This is a genomic window from Pseudomonas sp. Wu6 (assembly GCF_019891515.1).
GTDB classification, from domain to species: Bacteria; Pseudomonadota; Gammaproteobacteria; order Pseudomonadales; family Pseudomonadaceae; genus Aquipseudomonas; species Aquipseudomonas orientalis_A.
In genome coordinates this window covers 1-23,325 of sequence record NZ_JAFLXH010000005.1, presented here as the reverse complement: position 1 = coordinate 23,325, position 23,325 = coordinate 1, and the positions used below count along the sequence as shown (strand labels likewise).

General features: G+C 59.0%; 25 protein-coding genes. 8 read left to right on the top strand and 17 right to left on the bottom strand.

Going from position 1 to position 23,325, the window contains the following annotated elements; translation table 11 throughout:
* Nucleotides 1-3 precede the first annotated feature (3 nt).
* Nucleotides 4-945, bottom strand: coding sequence for an AEC family transporter (locus J1G34_RS04495; protein ID WP_065883698.1), 942 nt, complete (start codon nucleotides 943-945; stop codon nucleotides 4-6).
* 307 nt (nucleotides 946-1,252) lie between these two features.
* Here J1G34_RS04495 and J1G34_RS04490 point away from each other — a divergent pair, with 307 nt between their 5' ends.
* The 4 genes from J1G34_RS04490 (at nucleotide 1,253) to J1G34_RS04475 (ending at nucleotide 3,445) form a co-directional block, all read left to right on the top strand.
* The gene (locus J1G34_RS04490; RefSeq protein WP_222993441.1) at nucleotides 1,253-1,453 is read left to right on the top strand and encodes a hypothetical protein; all 201 of its coding nucleotides are present in this window, start codon (nucleotides 1,253-1,255) and stop codon (nucleotides 1,451-1,453) included.
* A 15-nt stretch (nucleotides 1,454-1,468) separates the two neighbouring features.
* Nucleotides 1,469-1,852, top strand: a complete 384-nt coding sequence (locus tag J1G34_RS04485; protein ID WP_222993439.1) for a GNAT family N-acetyltransferase — start codon at nucleotides 1,469-1,471, stop codon at nucleotides 1,850-1,852.
* A gap of 127 nt (nucleotides 1,853-1,979) precedes the next feature.
* Nucleotides 1,980-2,744 carry a lysophospholipid acyltransferase family protein gene (locus tag J1G34_RS04480; protein ID WP_222993437.1) on the top strand — a complete coding sequence of 255 codons (765 nt, stop codon included), beginning with the start codon at nucleotides 1,980-1,982 and terminating at the stop codon, nucleotides 2,742-2,744.
* The gene (locus J1G34_RS04475; protein ID WP_065893627.1) at nucleotides 2,741-3,445 is read left to right on the top strand and encodes an HAD-IB family phosphatase; all 705 of its coding nucleotides are present in this window, start codon (nucleotides 2,741-2,743) and stop codon (nucleotides 3,443-3,445) included. Before J1G34_RS04480 ends, J1G34_RS04475 begins: the two co-directional genes overlap by 4 nt.
* A gap of 14 nt (nucleotides 3,446-3,459) precedes the next feature.
* Here J1G34_RS04475 and garD read toward each other — a convergent pair whose 3' ends face one another.
* The 4 genes from garD to kdgD form a co-directional block, all read right to left on the bottom strand.
* A complete protein-coding gene (gene garD / locus J1G34_RS04470; protein WP_222993435.1) occupies nucleotides 3,460-5,013 on the bottom strand; it encodes a galactarate dehydratase in 1,554 nt (517 codons plus the stop codon).
* A 10-nt stretch (nucleotides 5,014-5,023) separates the two neighbouring features.
* Nucleotides 5,024-6,388, bottom strand: coding sequence for an MFS transporter (locus tag J1G34_RS04465; RefSeq protein ID WP_065883689.1), 1,365 nt, complete (start codon nucleotides 6,386-6,388; stop codon nucleotides 5,024-5,026).
* Between the two features lie 178 nt (nucleotides 6,389-6,566).
* A complete protein-coding gene (locus J1G34_RS04460) occupies nucleotides 6,567-8,012 on the bottom strand; it encodes an aldehyde dehydrogenase family protein (RefSeq protein WP_222993433.1) in 1,446 nt (481 codons plus the stop codon).
* 54 nt (nucleotides 8,013-8,066) lie between these two features.
* Entirely contained in the window at nucleotides 8,067-8,978 is a 912-nt protein-coding gene (gene kdgD, locus J1G34_RS04455; protein WP_065883685.1) for a 5-dehydro-4-deoxyglucarate dehydratase, read from the bottom strand.
* Nucleotides 8,979-9,421: 443 nt separating this feature from the next.
* Between kdgD and J1G34_RS04450 the strand changes: the two genes are divergently transcribed.
* Nucleotides 9,422-9,625: a hypothetical protein gene (locus tag J1G34_RS04450; protein WP_065893630.1), complete on the top strand. Its 204-nt coding sequence runs from the start codon at nucleotides 9,422-9,424 to the stop codon at nucleotides 9,623-9,625.
* 8 nt (nucleotides 9,626-9,633) lie between these two features.
* Here the strand turns inward: J1G34_RS04450 and J1G34_RS04445 are convergent, their stop codons facing one another.
* The 8 genes from J1G34_RS04445 to rplM form a co-directional block, all read right to left on the bottom strand.
* Nucleotides 9,634-10,383, bottom strand: coding sequence for a FadR/GntR family transcriptional regulator (locus tag J1G34_RS04445; RefSeq protein ID WP_065896481.1), 750 nt, complete (start codon nucleotides 10,381-10,383; stop codon nucleotides 9,634-9,636).
* Between the two features lie 158 nt (nucleotides 10,384-10,541).
* Nucleotides 10,542-10,961, bottom strand: a complete 420-nt coding sequence (locus J1G34_RS04440; RefSeq protein ID WP_065883679.1) for a ClpXP protease specificity-enhancing factor — start codon at nucleotides 10,959-10,961, stop codon at nucleotides 10,542-10,544.
* 17 nt (nucleotides 10,962-10,978) lie between these two features.
* Nucleotides 10,979-11,596: a glutathione S-transferase N-terminal domain-containing protein gene (locus J1G34_RS04435; protein ID WP_065883677.1), complete on the bottom strand. Its 618-nt coding sequence runs from the start codon at nucleotides 11,594-11,596 to the stop codon at nucleotides 10,979-10,981.
* A gap of 147 nt (nucleotides 11,597-11,743) precedes the next feature.
* Entirely contained in the window at nucleotides 11,744-12,523 is a 780-nt protein-coding gene (locus tag J1G34_RS04430) for a cytochrome c1 (RefSeq protein ID WP_065893633.1), read from the bottom strand.
* A complete protein-coding gene (locus J1G34_RS04425) occupies nucleotides 12,523-13,734 on the bottom strand; it encodes a cytochrome b (protein WP_003188526.1) in 1,212 nt (403 codons plus the stop codon). The genes J1G34_RS04430 and J1G34_RS04425 overlap by 1 nt, the downstream gene beginning before the upstream one ends.
* On the bottom strand, nucleotides 13,734-14,327 hold the full coding sequence (gene petA / locus J1G34_RS04420) for a ubiquinol-cytochrome c reductase iron-sulfur subunit (RefSeq protein WP_065883673.1): 594 nt from the start codon (nucleotides 14,325-14,327) through the stop codon (nucleotides 13,734-13,736). Before petA ends, J1G34_RS04425 begins: the two co-directional genes overlap by 1 nt.
* Before the next feature lie 266 nt (nucleotides 14,328-14,593).
* Nucleotides 14,594-14,986 carry a 30S ribosomal protein S9 gene (rpsI, locus tag J1G34_RS04415; RefSeq protein ID WP_002555064.1) on the bottom strand — a complete coding sequence of 131 codons (393 nt, stop codon included), beginning with the start codon at nucleotides 14,984-14,986 and terminating at the stop codon, nucleotides 14,594-14,596.
* 14 nt (nucleotides 14,987-15,000) lie between these two features.
* Nucleotides 15,001-15,429, bottom strand: coding sequence for a 50S ribosomal protein L13 (rplM, locus tag J1G34_RS04410; RefSeq protein WP_003171742.1), 429 nt, complete (start codon nucleotides 15,427-15,429; stop codon nucleotides 15,001-15,003).
* A 250-nt stretch (nucleotides 15,430-15,679) separates the two neighbouring features.
* Between rplM and J1G34_RS04405 the strand changes: the two genes are divergently transcribed.
* Nucleotides 15,680-16,720, top strand: a complete 1,041-nt coding sequence (locus J1G34_RS04405) for an NADP(H)-dependent aldo-keto reductase (protein ID WP_128875779.1) — start codon at nucleotides 15,680-15,682, stop codon at nucleotides 16,718-16,720.
* Between the two features lie 162 nt (nucleotides 16,721-16,882).
* On the opposite strand, the gene J1G34_RS04400 is transcribed toward J1G34_RS04405, so the two are convergent.
* Nucleotides 16,883-18,019, bottom strand: a complete 1,137-nt coding sequence (locus J1G34_RS04400; protein WP_065893635.1) for an acyl-CoA dehydrogenase family protein — start codon at nucleotides 18,017-18,019, stop codon at nucleotides 16,883-16,885.
* A gap of 220 nt (nucleotides 18,020-18,239) precedes the next feature.
* On the opposite strand from J1G34_RS04400, the gene J1G34_RS04395 reads away from it, so the two are divergent.
* On the top strand, nucleotides 18,240-19,160 hold the full coding sequence (locus J1G34_RS04395) for a GlxA family transcriptional regulator (RefSeq protein ID WP_170827557.1): 921 nt from the start codon (nucleotides 18,240-18,242) through the stop codon (nucleotides 19,158-19,160).
* A 128-nt stretch (nucleotides 19,161-19,288) separates the two neighbouring features.
* Here J1G34_RS04395 and zapE read toward each other — a convergent pair whose 3' ends face one another.
* The 3 genes from zapE to J1G34_RS04380 all read right to left on the bottom strand — a co-directional run bounded on the left by zapE (nucleotide 19,289) and on the right by J1G34_RS04380 (nucleotide 22,468).
* Nucleotides 19,289-20,383 (bottom strand): cell division protein ZapE, encoded by a 1,095-nt coding sequence (gene zapE, locus J1G34_RS04390; protein WP_057724535.1) that lies wholly within the window; start codon nucleotides 20,381-20,383, stop codon nucleotides 19,289-19,291.
* Nucleotides 20,384-20,466: 83 nt separating this feature from the next.
* The gene (locus J1G34_RS04385) at nucleotides 20,467-21,822 is read right to left on the bottom strand and encodes a tryptophan--tRNA ligase (protein ID WP_122737681.1); all 1,356 of its coding nucleotides are present in this window, start codon (nucleotides 21,820-21,822) and stop codon (nucleotides 20,467-20,469) included.
* Between the two features lie 16 nt (nucleotides 21,823-21,838).
* The gene (locus tag J1G34_RS04380) at nucleotides 21,839-22,468 is read right to left on the bottom strand and encodes an alpha/beta hydrolase (RefSeq protein ID WP_065883666.1); all 630 of its coding nucleotides are present in this window, start codon (nucleotides 22,466-22,468) and stop codon (nucleotides 21,839-21,841) included.
* A 146-nt stretch (nucleotides 22,469-22,614) separates the two neighbouring features.
* On the opposite strand from J1G34_RS04380, the gene J1G34_RS04375 reads away from it, so the two are divergent.
* Nucleotides 22,615-23,052 carry a Z-ring associated ZapG family protein gene (locus tag J1G34_RS04375; RefSeq protein ID WP_003171734.1) on the top strand — a complete coding sequence of 146 codons (438 nt, stop codon included), beginning with the start codon at nucleotides 22,615-22,617 and terminating at the stop codon, nucleotides 23,050-23,052.
* Nucleotides 23,053-23,325 lie beyond the last annotated feature (273 nt).

Genomic DNA, 23,325 nt, shown 5'->3' with positions numbered 1-23,325 from the left:
CGGTCAGATCCAGCCGCCCGCCTGCAATACAAAGATGCCGATGTTCGTGGTCACCGCCGCCATCAGGGTGGTGATCACGATAATCGCCGCCGCCAGCTCATGATTACCCTCGGCCGCCCGGGCCATCACGAAGCTCGCCGCCGCCGTTGGCGCGCCGAAGTACAGAAACAGAATCCCCAATTCCGGCCCACGGAACCCCAGCAGCCACGCGCCCAGTGTGGCGATCACCGGCAACCAGATCATCTTCATCAGGCTCGCGCTCAAGGCCATGTTGCCGCTCTTGCGCAGCGCCGCCAGGGACAAGGTGCCGCCGATGCAGATCAGCGCCAGGGGCAGTGTCGTGTCCGCAAGATAGCCCAGGGATTTTTCCAGCCAGCCGGGCAGGCCGATCTGAAAGTACGCAAACGGCGCGGCAACGATCACGCTGATGATCAGCGGGTTGGCCACCACACTCTTGAAGATACTCCACGGGTCGGACTTGATCACCGGGCTGTATACCGCCAGCACAATGGTCGACAGGGTGTTGTAGAACAGGATCACCAGCGCGGCGAGAATCGCACCGAGGGAAATCCCGTAGTCGCCGTACATGCTGGCAGCCAGCGCCAGGCCGATCACGCCGTTATTGCCGCGAAACGCGCCCTGGGTGTAGATGCCCCGGTCTTCGCGCTTGCAGCGAAAAATCGCCCAGCCCCACGCCATGGCAAAGCTCACCAGCGTGGCCACGGCAAAGTAAATCAGCAACCCCGGCTTGAGCGCCGAATGCAGGTCGGCATGCAGGATGCCCAGGAACAGCAGCGCCGGCATGGTGACATTGAACACCAGGGATGAGGCGGTATGGATAAAGTTGTCGTTGATCCAGTTGATACGCTTGAGCAGCACCCCGAGGAACAGCATGGCGAACACCGGCGCGGTGATGGTGAGCGTCGTAAGAAAAATGGCGAGCATGCTGTATTAGCCTTGAGTCCTGTTATCAGGGAGTCGTAATAATAAAGCACTGGGGTGCGCGGCTGACATTTCATTTAACAATAGGCCTGCAAATAAAATCCAGGATCGGAGAACTGCATCCATTTGTAGGATGTAACTCAGAGTTCTTGGCTAAGCTCAGCCCATCCCACAAAACGCTACACAAGCTCCTACACACTGATAAGAATCCGCGCCTCTGCATTATCGACATCTCCCCTGAAAATCCTCCCTGTAACATTTTAATTATCCGGTAGCGAACCATCATGTGTTCGAAACACAAGGGGTGACTATGCGTAGATCCTTCAGTCAATTGCACAATGTGCATATCAGGAGCTGGGACGATCAGGACATTGAAGGCTATGCCGACCTGCTCGCTGATCCGGAGGCAATGAAGTTCATTTCGGCCGGCACTACACGGGGCAGAGACGCCGCCGCCAATGAAATTTCGGTATTCACAAAAGAACTTATCGATCAGGACTGGTCACGCTAGGCTGTAAGCCTGGGCGTGGAAGGATCATTTATCGGTTATGCAGGATTCGCAAAAAAAGAATATGGCATCAACTTCGGCAACCGTTTCCTCAGGAAATACTGGGGCACGCCCTACCCCTTTATTGCGATTCATCTGGCGCTCGAATACGGTTTCCAACGCCTGGGATTTGAGCAGGTCTACACGCTTACCAATATCCATCATCACCGTGCGCTGGAAATGAACAGAGCATTTTTGCATATGCCTGCAGTGGCGGGAGAAGTCATCGATACCGCCTATGGTCCTCACATAAAAATTGATCTTACACGTGAGCGGTTCCAGGAAATAAGCCTGGCAAATCTCGAGCGAATCACACGGTTCTCGCGCCGCATGAAAAAGCCTGAACACACCCAGTCCGCTTGACGAAAATCACCATTGAGTATTCGCTCCCTTGAAAACACAACCGGCTCCCGCTTGCCCTTTGCAATCCGTAGCGGACCTCTGTAGTCGAGAAACCTGGGCTTATCCTAGTTTCCCCAGGCAACTTTATATGCCCTTCGGCTACATGCTGGCCGTCCTTCGCATGTTCTTGATAGTTGTACTAAGCCTGTTAGCCTGGCCATTTCCACTTGCCGTCAGGCGCGTCATATACCGAGGTATTCTCTGGATAATGGGCCTGAGGGTCAGGTGCGCACTTTCACCGCGACAAATCGCAACACTGACCGACGGTTGTGTGGTGGCCGCCAATCACGTAAGCGTTATTGATCCGTTCGCCATACTGGCGATGCCTGGCGCAACACTTGTGGCCTCGAGCGGCTACAACAGGGTTATCAGCCTAACGGCATTCCTTTTGATCAAGTGCGCGGGTGGCCGCGTCTGGAACGGCGCGGATAAAAAGACGTTCTCACGTAACCTGCGTAGTCTGCGAGACGCCCCCCAAGGCACCGCCCTTTACACCAATCCCGAAGCAACCATCAACAATGGCCGTGGCTTGTATCGCTTCCGCCCCGGGCTGCTGAGCCGCGGGTTGCCTGTGGTGCCACTTGCGGGACGCTTGATCCTGCCCTTTGGCCTGGTGCCGAGCCCGCTTCATGCATCAGGTCTGGCGTGCTTTCTGCGCCTGCTGGCTATGCCCTGGATGACCGTCGAAATGACCTATCTGGAACCGCTGGAGCGCAATGAACACCAAAGCGGCCAGGCATTTTCGGACTTGATACAAGCACGTATCGCCGCGCACCTGGGCATCGCAGCAACCCAGTGGACCCGAGAAGACAAACACCACTACCGTCGCACAGATGCGCAGGCACACCCATGACAACGAGCCGCGACACCCATGTCATTTTCGACTTCGACCAGACCCTGGTGAACCACGAAAGCACCCTGGAGATCGTCAAGTCAGCCATTGGCGAAAGCCCGAACGCCCAGCCAATGCTGGAGCAACTGCAACTGATCACGCCCAAGGCGTTGACGGGCAAGGCCAGCTTCTGGGAAATGCTGTGTGTGATGAAAATGATCCCGTATATCCGCAGGCATCATATTCAACGCTATGTCGATACCATCATTGGCAGCCTCGACCCGTCCCTGGAGCAGACAGTGCACAACCTGCAACGCGAGGGCACGCACGTGTACATCCTCTCCGGAGGGTATACGGAGTGCATTACCCCAATTGCTCGATCACTGAACATCCAAGCCCATAATGTCATCGCCAACCGTCTTTTCTGGGCCGGTTCGCGCGCAATGTGCCCCAGGCCATCACCGTTGATAAACCCCGGCAGAGGGAAAAGTAGCATCGTGCAGCGATGGCGCAAGGAAGGCCGGCTGACGGGTCGAGCCCTGATAGTCGGAGACGCCAGATCCGACTATCAGGTGTATGCCGATGGTTGGGTCGACGGTTTCGTTTGCGCCGACTATTACACCAGGCAGCCCATGCCCGAGATGTCCGGGCACATCCTTCGAGCTGACACGCCCATACAGGTTCACGCGCACATCCAGACGTTGCTGAACGAGCGTTGCTGACGGAAACGACAGCCCTAGGTGATTGGCGCGGGGTTGAACAAGGTGATGTCGTTATGCAGTTTGTGCCGCTGCGCCCACGTCTGCTTCCTGCCGCTGGCCACATCCAGGTAGAAGTGAAACAACTCCCAGCCCAACTCCTCGATGCTCGCGCGTCCGGTGGCGATGCGCCCGGCGTCGATATCGATCAGGTCTGGCCAGCGCTGGGCCAGTTCGGTGCGCGTCGACACCTTGACCACCGGCGCCATCGCCAACCCATACGGCGTACCCCGCCCCGTGGTGAACACATGCAGGTTCATCCCCGCCGCCAGTTGCAAGGTGCCGCATACAAAGTCACTGGCCGGGGTTGCGCAAAAAATCAGGCCCTTGGTCTTGAAGCGCTCGCCTGGGCCGAGCACGCCGTTGATCGCGCTGCTGCCGGACTTGACGATGGAGCCCAGGGACTTCTCGACGATATTCGACAGCCCGCCCTTCTTGTTGCCCGGCGTGGTATTGGCGCTGCGATCCGCCTCGCCCTTGGCCAGGTAACGGTCGTACCAGTCCATTTCACGCACCAACGCTTCGGCAACTTCCTTCGTCTCTGCGCGAGAAGTCAGCAGGTAGATGGCATCGCGTACTTCCGTCACTTCGGAAAACATCACCGTCGCCCCGGCCCGCAGCAACAGGTCGGATGCATAACCCAGCGCCGGGTTGGCAGTGATGCCGGAAAACGCATCACTGCCGCCGCATTGCATGCCCAGGATCAGCTCGGACGCGGGCACCGTTTCGCGGCGGCGCTGGTCGAGCTTTTTCAAGCGGACTTCGGCCAGCGCCATGATCTGCTCGATCATTTCGCTAAAGCCGTGGCTGGAATCCTGCAACCGGTACAGCCAGGGCTCGCTCAGGTCGACGGAGCTGTCGTTGTCGTGCATCACTTGCCCGGCCTGCAATTTCTCGCAGCCCAGGCTGATCACCAGGGCTTCGCCGCCCAGGTTCGGGTTGCGCGCCAGGTTGCGCACGGTACGGATCGGAATGTAGGCATCCGTGGCCGTGATCGCCACGCCGCAGCCGTAGCTGTGCGTCAGCGCCACCACATCATCGACGTGCGGGTACCTGGGCAGCAATTCATCCTTGATGCGCTGGACGGCATGATCCAGCACGCCGGTCACGCACTGCACGGTGGTGGTGATGCCCAGGATATTGCGCGTACCCACGGTGCCGTCGGCGTTGCGATACCCCTCGAAGGTGAACCCCTCCAGCGGCGCCTGGGGTTCGGGCACCTCGGTGGACAGCGGCAGGCTGTCCAGCGGCGGCGCGGTGGGCATGCGCAACTGGTCTTCCTGCACCCAGCTGCCACGCGGGATCGGCGCCAGGGCATAGCCGATCGTCTGGCCGTAGCGAATGATCCGGCCGCCTTCGGGGATATCTTCCAGGGTCACTTTGTGGCTTTGAGGGATGAAGTCCACGGTGACCAGGCCGTCCGGGAACTCGGTCCCGGCCGGCACGCCCTGGTCGTTCACCACGATCACCACATTGTCGCGCTCGTGCAGGCGAATCGAGCGCGGCGAGTCGGCATGTTCAATCAACTGCATCACATGAACCTCAGGAATGCGCTTGGGAAAGGTGGGTCAACTCAGGGCCCTTGCTTGGCGGGTCCTTGAGCACCACGCGCTTGATCGGGCCGACGATCACCAGATAGCTGAACACCGCCACCAGCGCGTTGGCGCCGACGAACACCAGGGCCCATTTGAACGAGCCGGTGGTGCTGATGATGTAGCCGATGACAATGGGCGTGGTGATGGAGGCCAGGTTACCGAAGGTATTGAACAAGCCACCACTGAGGCCGGCGATTTGTTTCGGCGAGGTGTCGGACACCACCGCCCAGCCCAGTGCGCCAACGCCCTTGCCGAAGAAGGCCAGCGCCATGAAGCCCACCACCATCCATTCAACATCGACGTAGTTACACGCAATGATGCTGCTGGACACCAGCAGGCCGGCAATGATCGGCGCCTTGCGGGCGAAGGTCAGGGAATGGCCCTTGCGCAGCAGGTAATCGGAAATCACCCCGCCCAGCACGCCGCCGATAAAGCCGCAGATCGCCGGCAGCGAGGCAATGAAACCGGCCTTGAGGATGGTCATGCCACGGTCCTGCACCAGGTACACGGGGAACCAGGTCAGGAAGAAGTAGGTGATGCCGTTGATGCAGTATTGGCCCAGGTACACACCCAGCATCATGCGGTTGGTCAGCAACTGGCGGATGTAATCCCATTTCGGTCCATCGGTTTTCTTGCCCTGGCCCTTGTCCTGGTCCATATCCACCATGGCGCCATTGGCGGCAATGTGATTGAGCTCCGCTTCGTTGATCATCGGGTGCTGGCGCGGGCTGTGGATAACTTTCAGCCAGATCAGCGAAAACACAATGCCAATCACGCCCATCACGATAAACACATGCTGCCAGCCGAAGCGATAAACGATCCAGCCCATCAGCGGTGCGAACAACACGGTAGCGAAGTACTGCGCCGAGTTGAAGATCGCCGACGCCGTACCGCGCTCGGCCGTGGGGAACCAGGCCGCCACAATCCGTGCGTTGCCCGGGAAGGATGGCGCTTCGGCCAGGCCCACCATAAAGCGCAGCATGAACAGCGCAACCACGGCGGTCGAGACACCGAACTCACCGACGTAGCCTTGCAGCACGGTGAACAGTGACCAGGTAAAGATGCTCAGGGCATAGACTTTTTTCGAACCGAACCGGTCGAGCAGCCAGCCGCCGGGGATTTGCCCGGCGACGTAGGCCCAACCGAATGCAGAGAAGATGTAGCCGAGGGTGACCGCGTCGATGCCGAGGTCTTTTTGCAGGCTGGAACCGGCGATGGCGATAGTTGCACGGTCGGCGTAATTGATCGTGGTCACCAGGAACAGCATGAGCAGGATCAAATAGCGGACGTGAGTCGGCTTGGTCGCTTGCATGTAGAAGTACTCCCACTAATTATTTTTTTTGCGGGTAATGGTTATGTCTTGCTGGGTGCCGCCTCTTGTAGGAGCGAGCTTGCTCGCGAAAAACGTCAACGAATACGCAGGCATTCAGGGTGCACGCGGTGTCCTTGGGTTTTTCGCGAGCAAGCTCGCTCCTACAGTGAAACGGGTGTTACGACCCGATGTAGCTGGTTTTCACCACGGTGTAGAACTCTTGCGCATAGCGGCCCTGCTCACGCGAACCGTAGGACGAACCCTTACGGCCACCGAACGGAACGTGATAGTCCACGCCGGCGGTCGGCAGGTTGACCATGACCATCCCGGCCTGGGAATGGCGCTTGAAGTGGTTGGCATGTTTCAACGAGGTGGTGGCGATACCAGCCGAGAGACCGAACTCGGTGTCGTTGGCCATGGCCAGCGCCGCCTCGTAGTCGGCCACCCGCACCACGTTGGCCACCGGGCCGAAAATCTCTTCACGGCTGATGCGCATGGCCGCTTCGCTGTCGGCAAACAGCGTCGGCGCCAGGTAGTAGCCCTCGGTGTCGCAGGTCACCAGGCCGCCGCCGCTGACCAGCCGCGCGCCTTCGCTCTGGCCGATGTCGATGTACTTCATGTCCTGGTCCAACTGAGCCTGGGAAACCACCGGGCCAATGTCGGTACCGCTGTGGAGCGCGTGGCCGACCTTGATCGACTGCATGCGCTCGGCCATGGCCGCGACGAACTGGTCATGGATCCCGGCGGTGACGATCAGGCGACTGGAAGCGGTGCAACGCTGGCCGGTCGAGTAGAACGCGCTCTGCACCGACAGCTCGACGGCCTGCTTGAGGTCGGCGTCGTCGAGAATGATCTGCGGGTTCTTGCCGCCCATTTCCAACTGCACCTTGGCCTGGCGCGCTACGCAACTGACGGCGATCTGACGGCCCACACCGACGGAACCGGTAAAGCTGATGCCATCGACTTTCGGGCTGTTGACCAGCACATCGCCCACCACGCGACCGCTGCCCATCACCAGGTTGAACACACCGGCCGGGAAACCGGCGCGGGAAATGATGTCGGCCAGGGCCCAGGCACAACCGGGTACCAGCTCGGCCGGCTTGATCACCACGCAGTTGCCATAGGCCAGGGCCGGGGCGATTTTCCAGGCAGGGATGGCGATCGGGAAGTTCCACGGCGTGATCAAGCCGACCACGCCAAGGGCTTCACGGGTGACTTCAACGTTGACGCCGGGGCGCACCGACGGCACATACTCGCCAGACAGGCGCAGGCATTCACCGGCGAAGAATTTGAAGATGTTACCGGCGCGGGTCACCTCGCCGATGGCTTCGGGCAGGGTCTTGCCCTCTTCCCGGGCCAGCAGCGTGCCCAGCTCTTCGCGGCGGGCGAGGATTTCGCTGCCGACTTTATCCAGCGCATCGTGGCGCGCCTGGATACCCGAGGTGGACCAGGCCGGAAACGCGGCGCGGGCGGCGTCGATAGCGGCGTTGACCTGGGCGACGTCAGCCTTGGCGTATTCGCCGATCACATCGGACAGGTCCGACGGGTTGATATTGGTGCAATAGTCGGCGCCGGTTACCCAGTCACCGTTGATGTAGTTGTCAAAACGCTTGGCTTGGGACACGAATCTTCTCCTGACGCAAAAGGCCGCTGATTGCTCAGCGGCCTTGTTGATAAGTTATTGCGCGCCTTGCTTGTCGATCAGCGCGGCCAGGGCTTCGTATTCTTCCGGCAGCAGATCGGTCAGCGGCGTGCGCACCGGGCCTGCGTCGTAGCCGGCGATTTTCGCACCGGCCTTGACGATGCTCACGGCATAACCGGCCTTGCGGTTACGGATGTCGAGGTAAGGCAGGAAGAAATCGTCAATGATTCTGGAAACGGTGGCGTGATCATCCCTGGCAATCGCGTGGTAGAAATCCATTGCGGTTTTGGGAATGAAGTTGAACACCGCCGAGGAGTACACCGGCACGCCCAGGGCCTTGTAGGCAGCGGCGTAAACCTCTGCAGTCGGCAGGCCGCCGAGGTAGCTGAAACGATCGCCGAGACGACGGCGGATCGACACCATCAACTCGATGTCACCCAGGCCATCCTTGTAGCCGATCAGGTTCGGGCAGCGCTCGGCAAGGCGTTCCAGCAGCGGCGCGGTCAGGCGGCAGACATTGCGGTTGTACACCACCACGCCGATCTTGACCGATTTGCACACCGCTTCAACGTGGGCGGCAACCCCGTCCTGGCTGGCTTCAGTCAGGTAGTGCGGCAACAGCAGCAAGCCTTTGGCACCCAGGCGTTCGGCCTCTTGAGCGTATTCGATGGCCTGGCGGGTCGCGCCGCCGACACCGGCCAGAATCGGCACGCTGGTGGCGCAGGTATCAACAGCGGTCTTCACCACCTGGGAATATTCGCTGGCGGCCAGGGAGAAAAACTCACCGGTGCCGCCTGCGGCGAACAGCGCAGTGGCGCCGTACGGGGCCAGCCATTCCAGGCGCTTGATATAGCCCGCCTGGTGAAAGTCACCCTGGGCATTGAAATCGGTCACCGGGAAAGACAGCAGACCGTGGGAGAGGATGGACTTCAGTTCTTGTGGATTCATTATTCGAACACCCTGGCGAAGACTTTCTGAGGAAAGCATTGTTGTTGGTTTAAATGATGTCGTACGTCATCGTACAACTATAAAAAGATTCGTCAACTGCAATTCATCAGGCCTCATCTCAAGCTCAGCGCTGAATCAGGTGATCAGGGACGGGAGACAACGCCATGGGTCTATGACGTGCTGGGGTATACGTTGTCCGAAGACGGACGATTGGTGAGGGCGGGGTATTTATCTGCCAGGGGACTGCACGCAGACCAGACACACCGTTGAGGGGAGGAGTAACTGACTTGAACCGTCTGTCGCTACTGTCAATTCTGACAGTAGCGCGCTGTTCGCTACGCTCATAAGTTACCTCCTACTTTCAAATAGCTCAGTGCAGAGCCATCTAGAAGCACTGCGATATCGGAAAGCATGCCAACTCTCACGATTTTTGGAGGTACACCATGTCCAAGACCTGGAAAACGAATACCGTCAAGAAAGGCAGTAAAAAGCGCTCACTTGATTACGAGCCAAACATTGGTGACGAGATCTACTACGACGATATAGGGGGTAACCCTGCGCTGGAAAAAGTCGTACGCAAAATCTACGACGAGACGATTGGCGAAATTGTCATCTACCTCGAACCGTCGCAAAATCCCTATCCTTGACCGAGCGTCTACCCGCGCTGCGCTTGCGCCTCTTCATGGGCATGGCGCAGCCTCTCTCGGCTATTGGTCAAATGCAAGCGCATCGCCGCACGCGCCGCGTCCGAATCCTGACGCGCGATGGCCTCATAAATCTCTTCATGCTCGCGACTCAGGCGCCCCATGTAATGCTGCTGGTCGTCATGGGCCAGGCGCGCCGAATTCAAGCGGGTACGCGGAATGATGCTGGTGCCCAGGTGGGTCATGATGTCGGTGAAGTAACGGTTGCCGGTGGACAGCGCAATTTCCAGGTGGAATGCAAAGTCTGACGCTACCGCATCACCGGCATGGGCCGCACTTTCATTCAGCGCGTCGAGGGCGGCACGCATGGCTGCCAGTTGTTCCTCGCTGCGGCGCAAGGCGGCCAGGCCTGCGGACTCCACTTCCAGGCTGATCCGCAACTCGAGGATCGCCAACACATCGCGCAGCGTCACCACGGTGGCCGGGTCGATGCGAAAACCGCTCGGGCTCGGCGTGTCCAATACGAACGTACCGATACCGTGCCGCGTCTCCACCTGCCCCGCCGCCTGCAAGCGCGAAATCGCCTCGCGCACCACGGTCCGGCTGACGCCATGGGCCTCCATGATTGCCGACTCGGTAGGCAGCTTGTCGCCACGCTTGAGCTGGCCGTCGCGGATCTGTTCGGACAACACCGTGACCAATTCCTGGGCAAGGCTGCGACGCTTGCGGGGAAGACGTGGGACGGGGTTGGCGTTTTCCATGATGAGTCATCTTTCTCGGTGAACTGAAGACGCATCATAGCCCATGGCGGTTGTACGATCACCGTCCCTGTCGCGACTTTCATGCCTGTGCGGCAGGCAAAAAAAAGCCCCGGCAACCGCCGAGGCATTTTTCAGGCTCGCCCGGAGGCGGCAGCCGCTTACTTCACCACTTTCAAGCTCGGCCGGCCAGTAGGGCGCGGCGGCTCGTTATCCGGCGGCGGCACATCATCGCCGCCTTGCCCTTCGATCGTTTCGTCGTCCTCGAAAGGCGACTCCAAATCGAACACCATGCCCTGGCCGTTCTCACGGGCGTAAATCCCGAGGATGGCGCCGATCGGCACGAACAGCGTATGCGGCACACCGCCGAAACGCCCTTCGAAACTGACCGCTTCGTTGTCCATGTGCAGGTGGCGCACCGCACTGGGCGATACGTTCAATACAATCTGTCCGTCACTGGCAAAACCCTGCGGAACCTGCACCGCAGGAAATTCGGAGTTGACCAGCATGTGCGGGGTGCAATCATTGTCCACAATCCACTCATAGAGCGCGCGGACCAGGTAGGGTCGACTGGAGTTCATCAGCGGCTCCTTAAGCCTTAGCGCATATCGCGTTCGACACCAGACAGACTCGCCTGGAAAGCCTCACGCGCAAATTGGCGCTCCATGTAATCAAGCAACGGCTTGGCCGGCCGTGGCAGTTCAATGCCCAGAACCGGCAAGCGCCAGAGTATGGGTAATAGGCAGCAATCGACCAAACTTTGTTCCTCACTGAGGAAAAAAGGTTTATCGGCGAACAGCGGCGAAACGCCGGTCAGGCTTTCGCGCAATTCCTTACGCGCCTGTACGCGCGCGGCCTCTTTACTGCGGGTATCGAGAATCACATCCACCAGCCCGCACCAGTCACGCTGGATCCGATGGATCAGCAGGCGGCTGTTGGCACGCGCCACCGGGTAAACCGGCAGCAAAGGCGGATGCGGGTAACGCTCATCCAGATATTCCATCACCACGGTTGACTCCCACAACGCCAGGTCACGATCGACCAGGGTGGGCAAGCTGCCGTAAGGGTTCACTTCGATCAGCTTCGGCGGCTGACGGCCCGCCTCCACACTGATGATCTCGGCGCTGACACCCTTCTCTGCGAGCACGATGCGTACTCGGTGGGAATAGTGGTCGGCGGGGTCGGAGTAACAGGCCAACCGGTTGGTCACGCCCATGGCGGTCCTCCTCGCTTGTTGAAATTATCGAAAGCTCAAAAACGAGCGCGCCCAGAGAGCATCCCTGTAACGTCCGGTAAAACCGGCGCTACGTGTTCAGAGATGCCGCTGGGCGCGCAAGATTAACAGCAATTGCTTACGGTTGGATCAATGCACATCCTTCCAGTACTCGCGTTTGAGCAGATAGGCGAATACGAAGAAGAAAGCCAGGTACAGCAAGACGTACGTACCGATGCGCTGGTGCTGCAGTTTGACCGGGTTGGCCGAGTAGGCCAGGAAGGTCACCAGGTTCTTGACCTTCTCGTCGAACTGCTCTTCGTTCAGCGTACCGGTCTTGGGCACGATGGTCAGTTGATCGCACGCTTCATGGGTCAGCGGCGTGCCGGTCAACGGATCATATTGCTTCTTGCCGTCTTCAACGACCTGAACCTGCTTGCATCCTACCACCTGGCGACCCTGCAGGCCGACCAGAACGTTGGGCATGCCGACGTTCGGGAACACTTTGTTGTTCACGCCCCAGGGCCGGGTCGGGTCTTCGTAGAAGGATTTGAGGTAGCCGTAGAGCCAGTCGGTGCCCCGCACACGTGCTACCAGGGTCAGGTCCGGCGGTGCCGCACCGAACCAGGCCTTGGCGTCCGCCGGCTTCATGCCGATGTTCATGTGGTCGCCGATCTTGGCCCCGGTGAACACCAGTTTTTCCAGCATCAACTCATGGGGGATGCCCAGGTCGTCGGCCACCCGCTCGTAGCGCTGGAACTTGGCGCTGTGGCAGCCCATGCAGTAGTTGGCGAACGTGCGCGCACCATCCTGCAAAGCGGCTTTATCGGAGACGTCGATGTCGACCTTTTCCAGCTGCGCGCCATGCTCGGCGGCCAGAGACAGGAGCGGCAGGGCCGCAAGCACTAATGCAACGAATAATTTTTTCATCAGCCAGTCACCCTTTCCGGAACCGGTTTGGTCTTCTCGAGCCGGGTGTAGAACGGCATCAGAATGAAGTAGGCGAAGTACAGGAAGGTGCAGACCTGCGACAGCAACGTGCGCTCGGGGGTCGGCGCCAGTACGCCCAGCACGCCCAGAATCACGAATGAAATGCAGAACACCCACAGCCAGATCTTGCTCAGCCAGCCTTTGTAGCGCATGGACTTGACCGGGCTGCGGTCGAGCCACGGCAGCACGAACAGCACCGCAATCGCCGCGCCCATGGCGATGACGCCCATGAGCTTGTCGGGGATCGCACGCAAGATGGCGTAGAACGGCGTGAAGTACCAGACCGGGGCAATATGCTCGGGCGTCTTGAAGGCGTTAGCCTGTTCAAAGTTAGGCTTCTCCAGGAAATAACCACCCATCTCCGGGAAAAAGAACACGATCGAACAGAATACGAACAGGAACACGACCACGCCGACAATGTCTTTTACGGTGTAGTACGGGTGGAATGGAATGCCGTCCAGCGGGATGCCGTTCTCGTCCTTGTGCTTCTTGATATCCACGCCATCCGGGTTGTTGGAGCCGACTTCATGCAGCGCCAGGATGTGCAGTACCACCAGGCCCAGGATCACGATCGGCAAGGCCACCACGTGCAAGGCGAAGAAGCGGTTCAGGGTGATGCCCGAGATCAGGTAGTCGCCGCGAATCCACTGGGTCAGGTCGTTGCCGATCACCGGGATGGCACCGAACAGCGAGATGATCACCTGGGCGCCCCAGTACGACATCTGGCCCCATGGCAGCAGGTAACCCATGAAGGCTTCGGCCATCAGCGCCAGGTAGATCAGCATGCCGAACACCCACACCAGCTCGCGGGGTTTCTGGTACGAACCGTAGAGCAGGCCACGGAACATGTGCAGGTAGACCACGATAAAGAACGCCGATGCGCCGGTAGAGTGCAGCAGGCGCAGGATCGAGCCGTACTCGACGTCACGCATGATGTACTCGACAGAGGCAAACGCCTCTTCCGCCGAAGGCGTATAGCTCATCGTCAGCCAGACACCGGTGACGATCTGGTTGACCAGCACCAGCAGTGCCAGGGAGCCGAAGAAGTAGAAGAAGTTGAAGTTTTTTGGCGCGTAATATTTGCTGAGATGGTCTTCCCACATTTTGGTGGCGGGGAAGCGCGCATCCACCCAATCCATGAACTTGCTCATCACGCGTTCTCCTTATCGAGGCCAATGACAATAAGGTCGTCAGTTTCGTAGGTGTGCGGAGGAACCGGCAGGTTCAAGGGTGCAGGCTGGGACTTGTAGACACGGCCGGCGAGGTCGTAATGGGAACCGTGGCAGGGGCAGAAGTAACCGCCAACCCAGTCCTTGCCCAAGTCAGCGGGCGCGACTTCCGGGCGAAACGTAGGCGAGCAACCCAGGTGGGTACACAGCCCCACCAGCAGCAGGATCTCCGGCTTGATCGAACGTGCTTCGTTCTTGGCGTAGGCGGGTTGGTCGGACTTCTCGGATTGGGGGTCAGACAACTGGCCTTCAATCTTCTTGAGATTCCCCAGGATTTCCTCGGTACGACGAACAATGAAGACCGGCTGGCCGCGCCATTCAGCAATCATCTGCTGCCCTGGCTCGATCTTGCTGACATTCACCTTCACCGGTGCACCTGCGGCTTTCGCCTTGGCACTGGGAAACCATGACCCCACGAACGGGACCGCAGCCCCCACCGCTCCTGCAGCACCCACCACGGATGTGGCTGCTACGAGGAAGCGACGCCGGCCTGCATTCACGCCGTCATTGCTCATTCAGTCCTCTCCCATCAGCTTTTTGGCCTGTTAAATCAGGCGTCTACTAAGTGTTGAATCTTTACTTATAAAAATTTTGACGGATGGTAATGAAAAGCCCCACGTATGACAAGGGAATTACCCGGAGCTCCACCCCCAGGCCTTGTAGTATAGGGGGTCTACGGATGTGGCAAGTTGTCACGGCGAAAAATCTGCATAAATCCCAGGCAATAAAAAACGCCCAGCTCCGTGAGGAGGCTGGGCGTTTTTGTGGAACGTAAAGCGAATTAACGCTTCGAGTACTGCGGACGCTTACGCGCTTTACGCAGACCGACTTTCTTACGTTCAACTTCACGAGCATCGCGAGTTACGAAGCCAGCTTTGCGCAGAGCGCCACGCAGGGTTTCGTCGTACTGCATCAGAGCGCGAGTGATACCGTGGCGGATTGCGCCAGCTTGACCACTTACACCGCCACCGATAACGGTGACGTAGATGTCGAACTTTTCAACGGTCTCGGTCAATTCCAGCGGCTGACGAACTACCATGCGGGCAGTTTCGCGGCCGAAGAAGTTGTCCAGGGAGCGGTTGTTGATCGAGATGTTACCAGTGCCCGGACGCAGGAAAACGCGTGCGGTTGCGGTTTTGCGACGGCCAGTGCCGTAATTTTGAGTCGCCGACATAATGAACTATTCCGTTAAAACTTCAGTTCTTGGGGCTGCTGAGCAGCATGAGGGTGTACAGCGCCCGCATAGACTTTCAGCTTGCGAAACATATCGCGACCCAGTGGGCCCTTAGGCAGCATGCCTTTGACCGCGATTTCGATCGGGGCTTCAGGCTTCTTGGAGATCAGGCCTTCAAAGTTGGAAGACTTGATACCGCCTGGGAAACCGGAGTGACGGTAGTACATTTTGTCTTGCGCTTTGTTGCCGGTAACACGTACCTGCTCAGCGTTGATGATGACAATGTAGTCACCGGTATCAACGTGCGGGGTGTATTCAGGCTTGTGCTTGCCACGCAGACGGCTGGCGACTTCAGTGGCCAGACGACCCAGGGTCTGACCAGCGGCGTCGACGACAAACCAGTCGCGCTGAACTGTTTCCGGTTTTGCAGTAAAAGTTGTCATTCTTTAATAGCCTCAGGGGCCGCCCTGTAAATTAGACGGCGGATCTTACTGAATAGTGCGTACTTTGACAAGGTCAAAGGCAGCCGGATACAGACGCTATCGGGGGCTCGGGTCAGCGCGTCCGTTCAACGGCAAGATTCTTCGGCAGGCGGCGCATCACTTCCACTGCAGAAAGAGGTGGGCAATTATGCAGATTGCGAAAAAAAATTCAACCTGCTTTTATGATTGTTTTCCCCTGAAGGAGTACCCGATGGATTATCGACAGCTGGGCCGGACCGATCTGAACGTAAGCGCGATCGCCCTGGGCACCATGACCTGGGGTGAGCAGAACAGCGAGGCAGAGGCCTTCGCCCAGATCGAACGGGCCAAGGCGGCCGGAATCAACTTCCTCGATACGGCGGAAATGTACCCGGTACCGCCCAAAGCCGATACCTATGCCACGACCGAGCGTTATATCGGCAATTACTTCAAAAGCCGTGGCGACCGCGCCGACTGGATCCTCGCCAGCAAGATCGCCGGCCCCGGCAACACCATCGATTACATCCGCGACGGTCATCTGCGCCATAACCGCAAGCACATTGCCGAGGCGCTCGACGCCAGCCTCAAACGCTTGCAGACCGACTGGATCGACCTCTACCAACTGCACTGGCCGGAGCGCAGCACCAACTTCTTCGGCCAATTGAGCTACAAGCACAAGGACGAAGACGACCTCACGCCGCTGGAGGAAACCCTCGAAGCGCTGGATGAGCAGGTCAAGGCCGGCAAGATCCGCCACATCGGCCTGTCCAACGAAACACCGTGGGGCACCATGAAATTCCTGGCCCTGGCCCAAGCCCGTGGCTGGACCCGCGCGGTGTCGATCCAGAACCCCTACAACCTGCTCAACCGCAGCTTTGAAGTGGGCCTGGCGGAAATCGCGATTCGCGAACAATGCGGCTTGCTGGCCTACTCGCCCCTGGCGTTCGGCATGCTCAGCGGCAAGTACGAGGGCGGCGCGCGCCCGGCCAAGGCGCGTCTGACGCAGTACAGCCGCTTCAGTCGCTACTTCAATCCGCAGTCGGAAGCGGCGTGCAGCCGTTATGTGGCATTGGCGCGGGAACATGGCCTGGACCCGGCGCAGATGGCGCTGGCGTTTGTGACGCAACAGCCGTTTGTGACCAGCAATATCATCGGCGCCACGAGCCTGGAGCAGCTGGACAGCAACATTGCCAGTGCCGAGCTGAAACTGTCCAAGGAAGTGCTGGAAGGGATTGAGGCGATTCAGAAGGATCATCCGAATCCGGCGCCCTGATTGACCTTCAGGCCGCCATCGGGGGCAAGCCCCCTCCCACACTTGACCCTGTTCACAGATCAAAATGTGTGGGAGGGAGCTTGCACCCCACCTGACCCTGTTCACAGATCAAAATGTGGGAGGGGGCTTGCCCCCGATGAGGCCATCAGCCACACCACACAATCAAAGCGCCCGCGCAATAATCTCCTTCATGATCTCATTGGTCCCCGCATAAATGCGCTGCACGCGCGCATCCGCCCACGCCCGCGCAATCGGGTATTCCCACATGAAGCCGTAGCCGCCGTGCAGTTGCACGCACTCATCGAGTACCTTGCATTGCAGGTCCGTGGCCCAATACTTGGCCATTGCCGCAGTGGGCACATCCAGCTTGCCTTCCAGGTGCAGTGCCAGGCATTTATCCACGAACACGCGGCCGATCTGAATCTCGGTGGCCATCTCCGCCAGCTTGAACCGGGTGTTCTGAAAGTCGGCAATCGCCTTGCCGAACGCCTTGCGCTCGCGGGTGTAATCCAACGTCCACTGCAGCGCCGCCTCCGCTGAAGACAGCGCGCCAATCGCCACGGTCAGCCGCTCCTGGGGCAGTTCCTGCATCAGGTACGCAAAGCCCATTCCGGACTGGCCCAGCAGGTTTTCCTTGGGCACACGCACATCCTGGAAGAACAACTCCGAGGTGTCCTGGGCCTTCATGCCGACCTTCTCCAGGCGCTTGCCCTTGGCGAAGCCCGGTGTATCGGCTTCCACCAGGAACAGGCTGGTGCCCTTCGCGCCGGCCTTGGGATCGGTCTTGGCGACCACGATCACCAGGTCGGCCAGATAGCCGTTGGTGATAAAGGTCTTGGAGCCGTTGATCACATAGTCATCACCGTCCGCCACTGCCGTGGTCTTCACCCCTTGCAGGTCGGAGCCGGCCCCCGGCTCGGTCATGGCAATGGCCGTGACCTTCTCGCCCGAAACCAACTTGGGCAAGTATTTGTGTTTCAGCGTTTCGCTGCCGTAGTGAAGGATGTACGGCGCGACAATGTCCGAATGCAGTGAAAAACCAATGCCGGTCAAGCCCAGGCGACTGATCTCTTCGATCACCACCGCGCTGTAGAGAAAGTCCGCGCCCAGCCCGCCGTATTCTTCCGGCACGTGCGAACACAGCATCCCCGCCTCCCCCGCCTTGTTCCACAGGCTGCGGTCGATATGACCCTGTTTCTCCCATTGCCCATGGAAGGGCGCCGCCTCCTTTTCAAGAAAGGTGCCCACGCTGTCGCGAAAGAGTTCGTGCTCCGGGCTGAACAAGGTTCTGGCAATCATGGGTCACCTGCGTGGATTGTCGGACAAAAATGACCCCACAGAGCCTATGCCGCGAATGCGTCACGGGACACTGGACACATGCGACAAAAAATAAGACGATCCAGCCGTCTGGTGACCACTTTCCCCTATAAGAATAAATGAAATTATGTCTAACCAAATCTCCACGCCCCTGCGGCGCGTCAGCATTCTGGCCATTGATCGGGTATTCGCTTCCACCCTCATGCAAGCCAAGGATTTTTTCCACCTCGCCAGCCTGCGTTATGGCAAGCAACAAGGCCTGGGCCTGACCCCTGCCTTTGAAACGCGCCTGGTCAGCCCCGACGGGCAATCGGTGCGCAGTTTCAGCGATGTGATCATGCCGGTGGACGGCGGCCTGGAAGATGCCGACATCATCGTGCTGCCGGCCTTCTGGGACGACTTCGACGCCATGTGCACCCGCTACCCCCAGGTGCTGCCGTGGCTGCGCGAACAACACGCCCGCGGCGCCGTGCTGTGCGGCGAAGCCACCGGGGTATTCTGGCTGGCCGAAGCCGGCCTGCTCGATGGCAAGGAAGCGACCACTTACTGGCGCTTCTTCACTGTATTCAGCGAACGCTTCCCCCAGGTGCAGCTCAACCAGGACAAGCACCTGACCGACGCCGACAACCTGTACTGCGCCGGCGGCACTACCTCAGCCTGCGACCTCTACATTTATCTGATCGAACGCTTCTGCGGGGCCAACATCGCCCAGGCCGTGGCCCGCGACATTCTGTATGAGGTGCAACGCAGCTATTCGCCGGGGCGGATCGGTTTCGGCGGGCAGAAGCTGCACCAGGATGTGATCATCCTGCAGATCCAGCATTGGCTGGAAGAACACTTTGCCGACAAGTTCCGCTTCGAAGACGTCGCCAGGGAGCACGGCATGAGCATCCGCAACTTCATGCGCCGCTTCCAGGCCGCCACCGGCGACAAGCCGCTGCATTATCTGCAACGCTTGCGCATCGAGACCGCCAAGGGCCTGCTGTCGGGCAGCCGCAAGAGCATCAAGACCATCAGCTATGAGGTGGGTTACGACGATGCGAGCTTCTTTGCGCGGTTGTTCAGGCAGCACACGGAGTTGTCGCCGAATCAATACCGCCAGCAATTCCAGCAGGCCGCGTAACTGGATATACACAAAACCAATGTGGGAGGGGGCTTGCCCCCGATAGCAGGGTGTCAGTCACTGCATGAGTTGACTGATCCACCGCTATCGGGGGCAAGCCCCCTCCCACAGTTTGATTTGCATTGATCTTAGGGTTTGTGTCCGCGCGACAGGAATTCGTGGGACTGCATTTCCAGCAAACGGCTCAAGGTGCGCTGGAATTCGAAGTTCAAGCGCCCGCCGGTATACAGGTCCTTGAGTTCGACTTCCGCCGAGATGATCAGCTTGACGTTACGGTCGTAGAACTCGTCGACCATGTTGATAAAGCGCCGCGCAATGTCGTCGGTGGTCACGCCCATCTGCTCTACACCGCTCAAGATCACCGCATGGAAGATCTTGCCCAGTTCGATGTAGTCGTTCTGGCTACGCGGGCCGTCGCACAGTTGACGGAATTCGAACCAGGCCACGTCATCGCAGGTACGCAAGGCGATGATTTCGCGGTTCTCGATCATCAGCTTGTCGTTTTCCACCGCCTGGGTGCATTCCGGCGTCAACGCGCGGAAGCTTTTCTTCAGGCTTTCGTGGGCCGCTTCGTTGAGCGGAAAGTGGAACAGCTCCGCCTGCTCAAGGTGACGCAAACGATAGTCGACGCCGCTGTCGACATTGACGATATCGGTGTTCTGCTTGATCAACGCAATGGCCGGCAGGAAGCGCGCGCGCTGCAGGCCGTCCTTGTAGAGGCCATCGGGCACGATGTTCGAGGTGGCGACCAGGGTCACGCCGTTCTTGAACAGTTCTTCCATCAAGGTGCCGAGGATCATGGCGTCGGTGATGTCGGAGACGAAGAACTCATCGAAGCAGATCACTCGCGCTTCGTCGGAGAAACGCTTGGCAATGATCGTCAGCGGGTTCTTTTCCCCCGGCAGGGTCTTCATTTCTTCGTGCACACGCTTCATGAAGCGGTGGAAGTGGGTACGCACCTTTTCCTTGAACGGCAGCGCTTCGAAGAAAGTGTCCACCAGGTAAGTCTTGCCCCGGCCGACGCCACCCCAGAAGTACAGGCCCTTGACCGGCGTGTGGTCTTTTTTGCCAAACAGCTTGCTGAACATCCCCGGCTTGGTTTGCGAGGCTGCGACCAGGTCTTCATACAGGCGCTGCAAATGACGCACCGCATTTTCCTGGGCCGCGTCATGGAAGAAGTCAGGGCGTTTCAGATCAGCTTGATATCGTTCTAGGGGCGTCATAATTTCGTTAGCAAGGCAACAAAAACGGGCCGTCACTGTAACGACGGCCCTGGATAATGGCAATCAACCCTTGGTCGGGTTAATTAATCCTCGAGGGGGCTCAACGCAACCCGCAGGGCTTCGATACCGGCATCTCGTTGCGCAGCATCCGCGTAAATAGCCGAGCTTTCTGCCACACACTCACCGTCGAGCCAAACATTGAAGCCATACGCTTCGGTGCGAATGTCCAAAGTTTGACCGGATTGCAATTGCTTAATCACCGCGCCAGCCTTTTTGCCATCGGCAAATTCGCTCGACAGCAACAATGGCGAGCCATCAGCGGCAAGTACACGGAAACGGAAGCTGTTGCCTTCGCGAAAACTGAGAACACGAGAAGATTTAGCGGCTTTCTTCTTCGCCGCGACCGGCGCCGCAGCCTGGTTGACGAACGAGCGCAGGCCCACCGCTTCGCGCAGCTCAGCCAGGAACGGCGCCGCCACGGCACGGGCTTTTTTCGCGCCGACCAGCAGCAGGTCTTCCATGTCGGACGGGCGCGACATCAGTTGGTGATAACGCTCGCGCGCTTCACCGAGTTGGCCGTCGAGCAGTTGGAACAGACGGTTCTTCGCCTCGCCCCAGCCCAGGCCTTGCAGCAGCTCACCACGGAATTCTTCTTCCTGGGCCTTGGTCGCGAATGCCTGGTACAGGGTGAACAGGTGGGAATTGTCCGGGTCCTTGGCTTCGCCTGGCGCGCGCGAATCGGTGACGATCCGCGAGATCGACTCCTTCATGTCCTTGGCGCTGGTGAACAACGGGATGGTGTTGTCATAGCTCTTGGACATCTTGCGCCCGTCCAGGCCCGGCAAGGTGGCGACGCTTTCTTCGATCAACGCTTCAGGCATGGTGAAGAACTCTTTACCGTTGCCGAACAAATGGTTGAAACGCTGGCCGATATCACGGGCCATTTCCACGTGCTGGATCTGGTCGCGGCCGACCGGCACCTTGTGCGCGTTGAACATCAGAATGTCCGCCGCCATCAATACCGGGTAGCTGTACAGGCCCATGCTGATGCCCGCATCCGGGTCTTCGCCGCTCTCCACGTTTTTGTCCACCGACGCCTTGTAGGCGTGGGCGCGGTTGAGCAGGCCCTTGGCGGCCACACAGGTCAGCAGCCAGGTCAGCTCGGGGATCTCGGGGATGTCGGACTGGCGGTAGAACGTCACTCGGTTCACATCCAGGCCACCGGCCAGCCAAGTCGCGGCGATTTCCATGCGCGAGCGCTGGATGCGCTGCGGGTCATCGCACTTGATCAGGGCGTGGTAGTCGGCCAGGAAGTAGAAGGAATCGGCATTGGCGTCTTCGCTGGCAAGGATCGCCGGGCGGATCGCACCGGCGTAGTTGCCCAGGTGCGGCGTGCCGGTGGTGGTGATGCCGGTGAGGATGCGGGTACGGGTCGTCATGGGTGATCGCTTGTCGTCAATTCGAAAGGCGTGGCAGCACCAGATCCTTGAGATCGGTCAGCTTGCCATGAAAAAAGTGTCCGCATTCTGCCACTTTCAGCAGCGTATGGGGGCGATTCAAGGCGGCGGACCAGTCGTAGACAACTTGCGGGTCGACCACTTCGTCGGTTTCCGGCTGGATCAGGGTCAACGGGCAACCCTGCGGCAGCACATCGGTGTCGCGCAGACGCATCACGGCGGCGGCGACCATGAACAGGTGCGCAAGCTTTTCGCCCTTGGCTTCCAGGCGGCCACCGAGGCTTGCGGCCACATACCCACCAAAGGAAAACCCCAGCAGGGTCAGCGGCAACTGCGGGTGTTTTTCGCGCAACCAGGTGGCGGCCGCTTCGGCATCGTCGACTTCACCGCTGGCCATATCGTGGGAACCGGCGCTGGCACCGACACCACGATAATTGAAACGCAACGTAATCAAACCGGCATCGCGCGCGGTGCGCTGCAGGGTCGACACCACTTTATTGAGCATGGTCCCGCCCTGCACCGGGTTGGGGTGGCAGATCAGCGCCAGGCCACGTGGTTCGGGGTGATCCAGATACAGGGCTTCCAGTTGGCCCACCGGGCCATCGATCAAAACGGGGGTTTCACGCATGAGCAAGGATGAACTCCGTGACCTCTCAAGGGGTCGACTCGTCTAGCTAAAAGTCTGTGCATGGCATCATTGCGAGCTTAATCGCGGTATACAGCGCAGGTTTGAGCCGTTAACGTAAAGCAAAGCCGTTTATAGAGGAAGGACTCGTGGAACACTCGCTCTTAGTTTGGTTGTTGCCGACTCTTGCCCTGGTTGCCGGTGTCGCCATTGGATTCCTGGTTGCTCGCCTGCTGCCGAATGCCGCGCCTAACCGCACGCAACGTCAGTTGGATGACATTCAGGAACGTTTTGACAGTTATCAGAACGAGGTTGTTACCCACTTCAACAGCACCGCGACCCTGGTCAAGAAGCTCACCCAAAGCTACCAGGAAGTACAGGATCATCTCGCCGATGGCGCAAACCGCCTGGCCCTCGACGACATCACCCGCCAGCGCCTGCTGGCCGCGCTGCATTCCGATGCACCGCAAACCCCACGGGAACGCCTGACCCCGCCCCGGGAAAACCAGGAACCGCCGCGGGACTACGCGCCAAAAACGCCGAACGCCCCCGGCATGCTGGATGAGCATTACGGTTTGAAGAAGTAATTCATTCAAGCCATTAAAAAGCCCGGCTGATCGATGATCAGCCGGGCTTTTTTGTGGACTCTCTCCAGAGAACAATCGAGCTCCAATGTGGGAGGGGGCTTGCCCCCGATGGCCATACGCATCTACACACCTGCGTAGCACCCAAACGTAACCACGATGCGAAGCGAGTCGCTCTTGATCTTGATCTGCTTTTGATCCTAGGCGCCCCGTTAAACCACGCTGGCCGAACGCAGGCTTGAATCCGTGGGTAACCCGGCAGGACGCCGGGTTAGC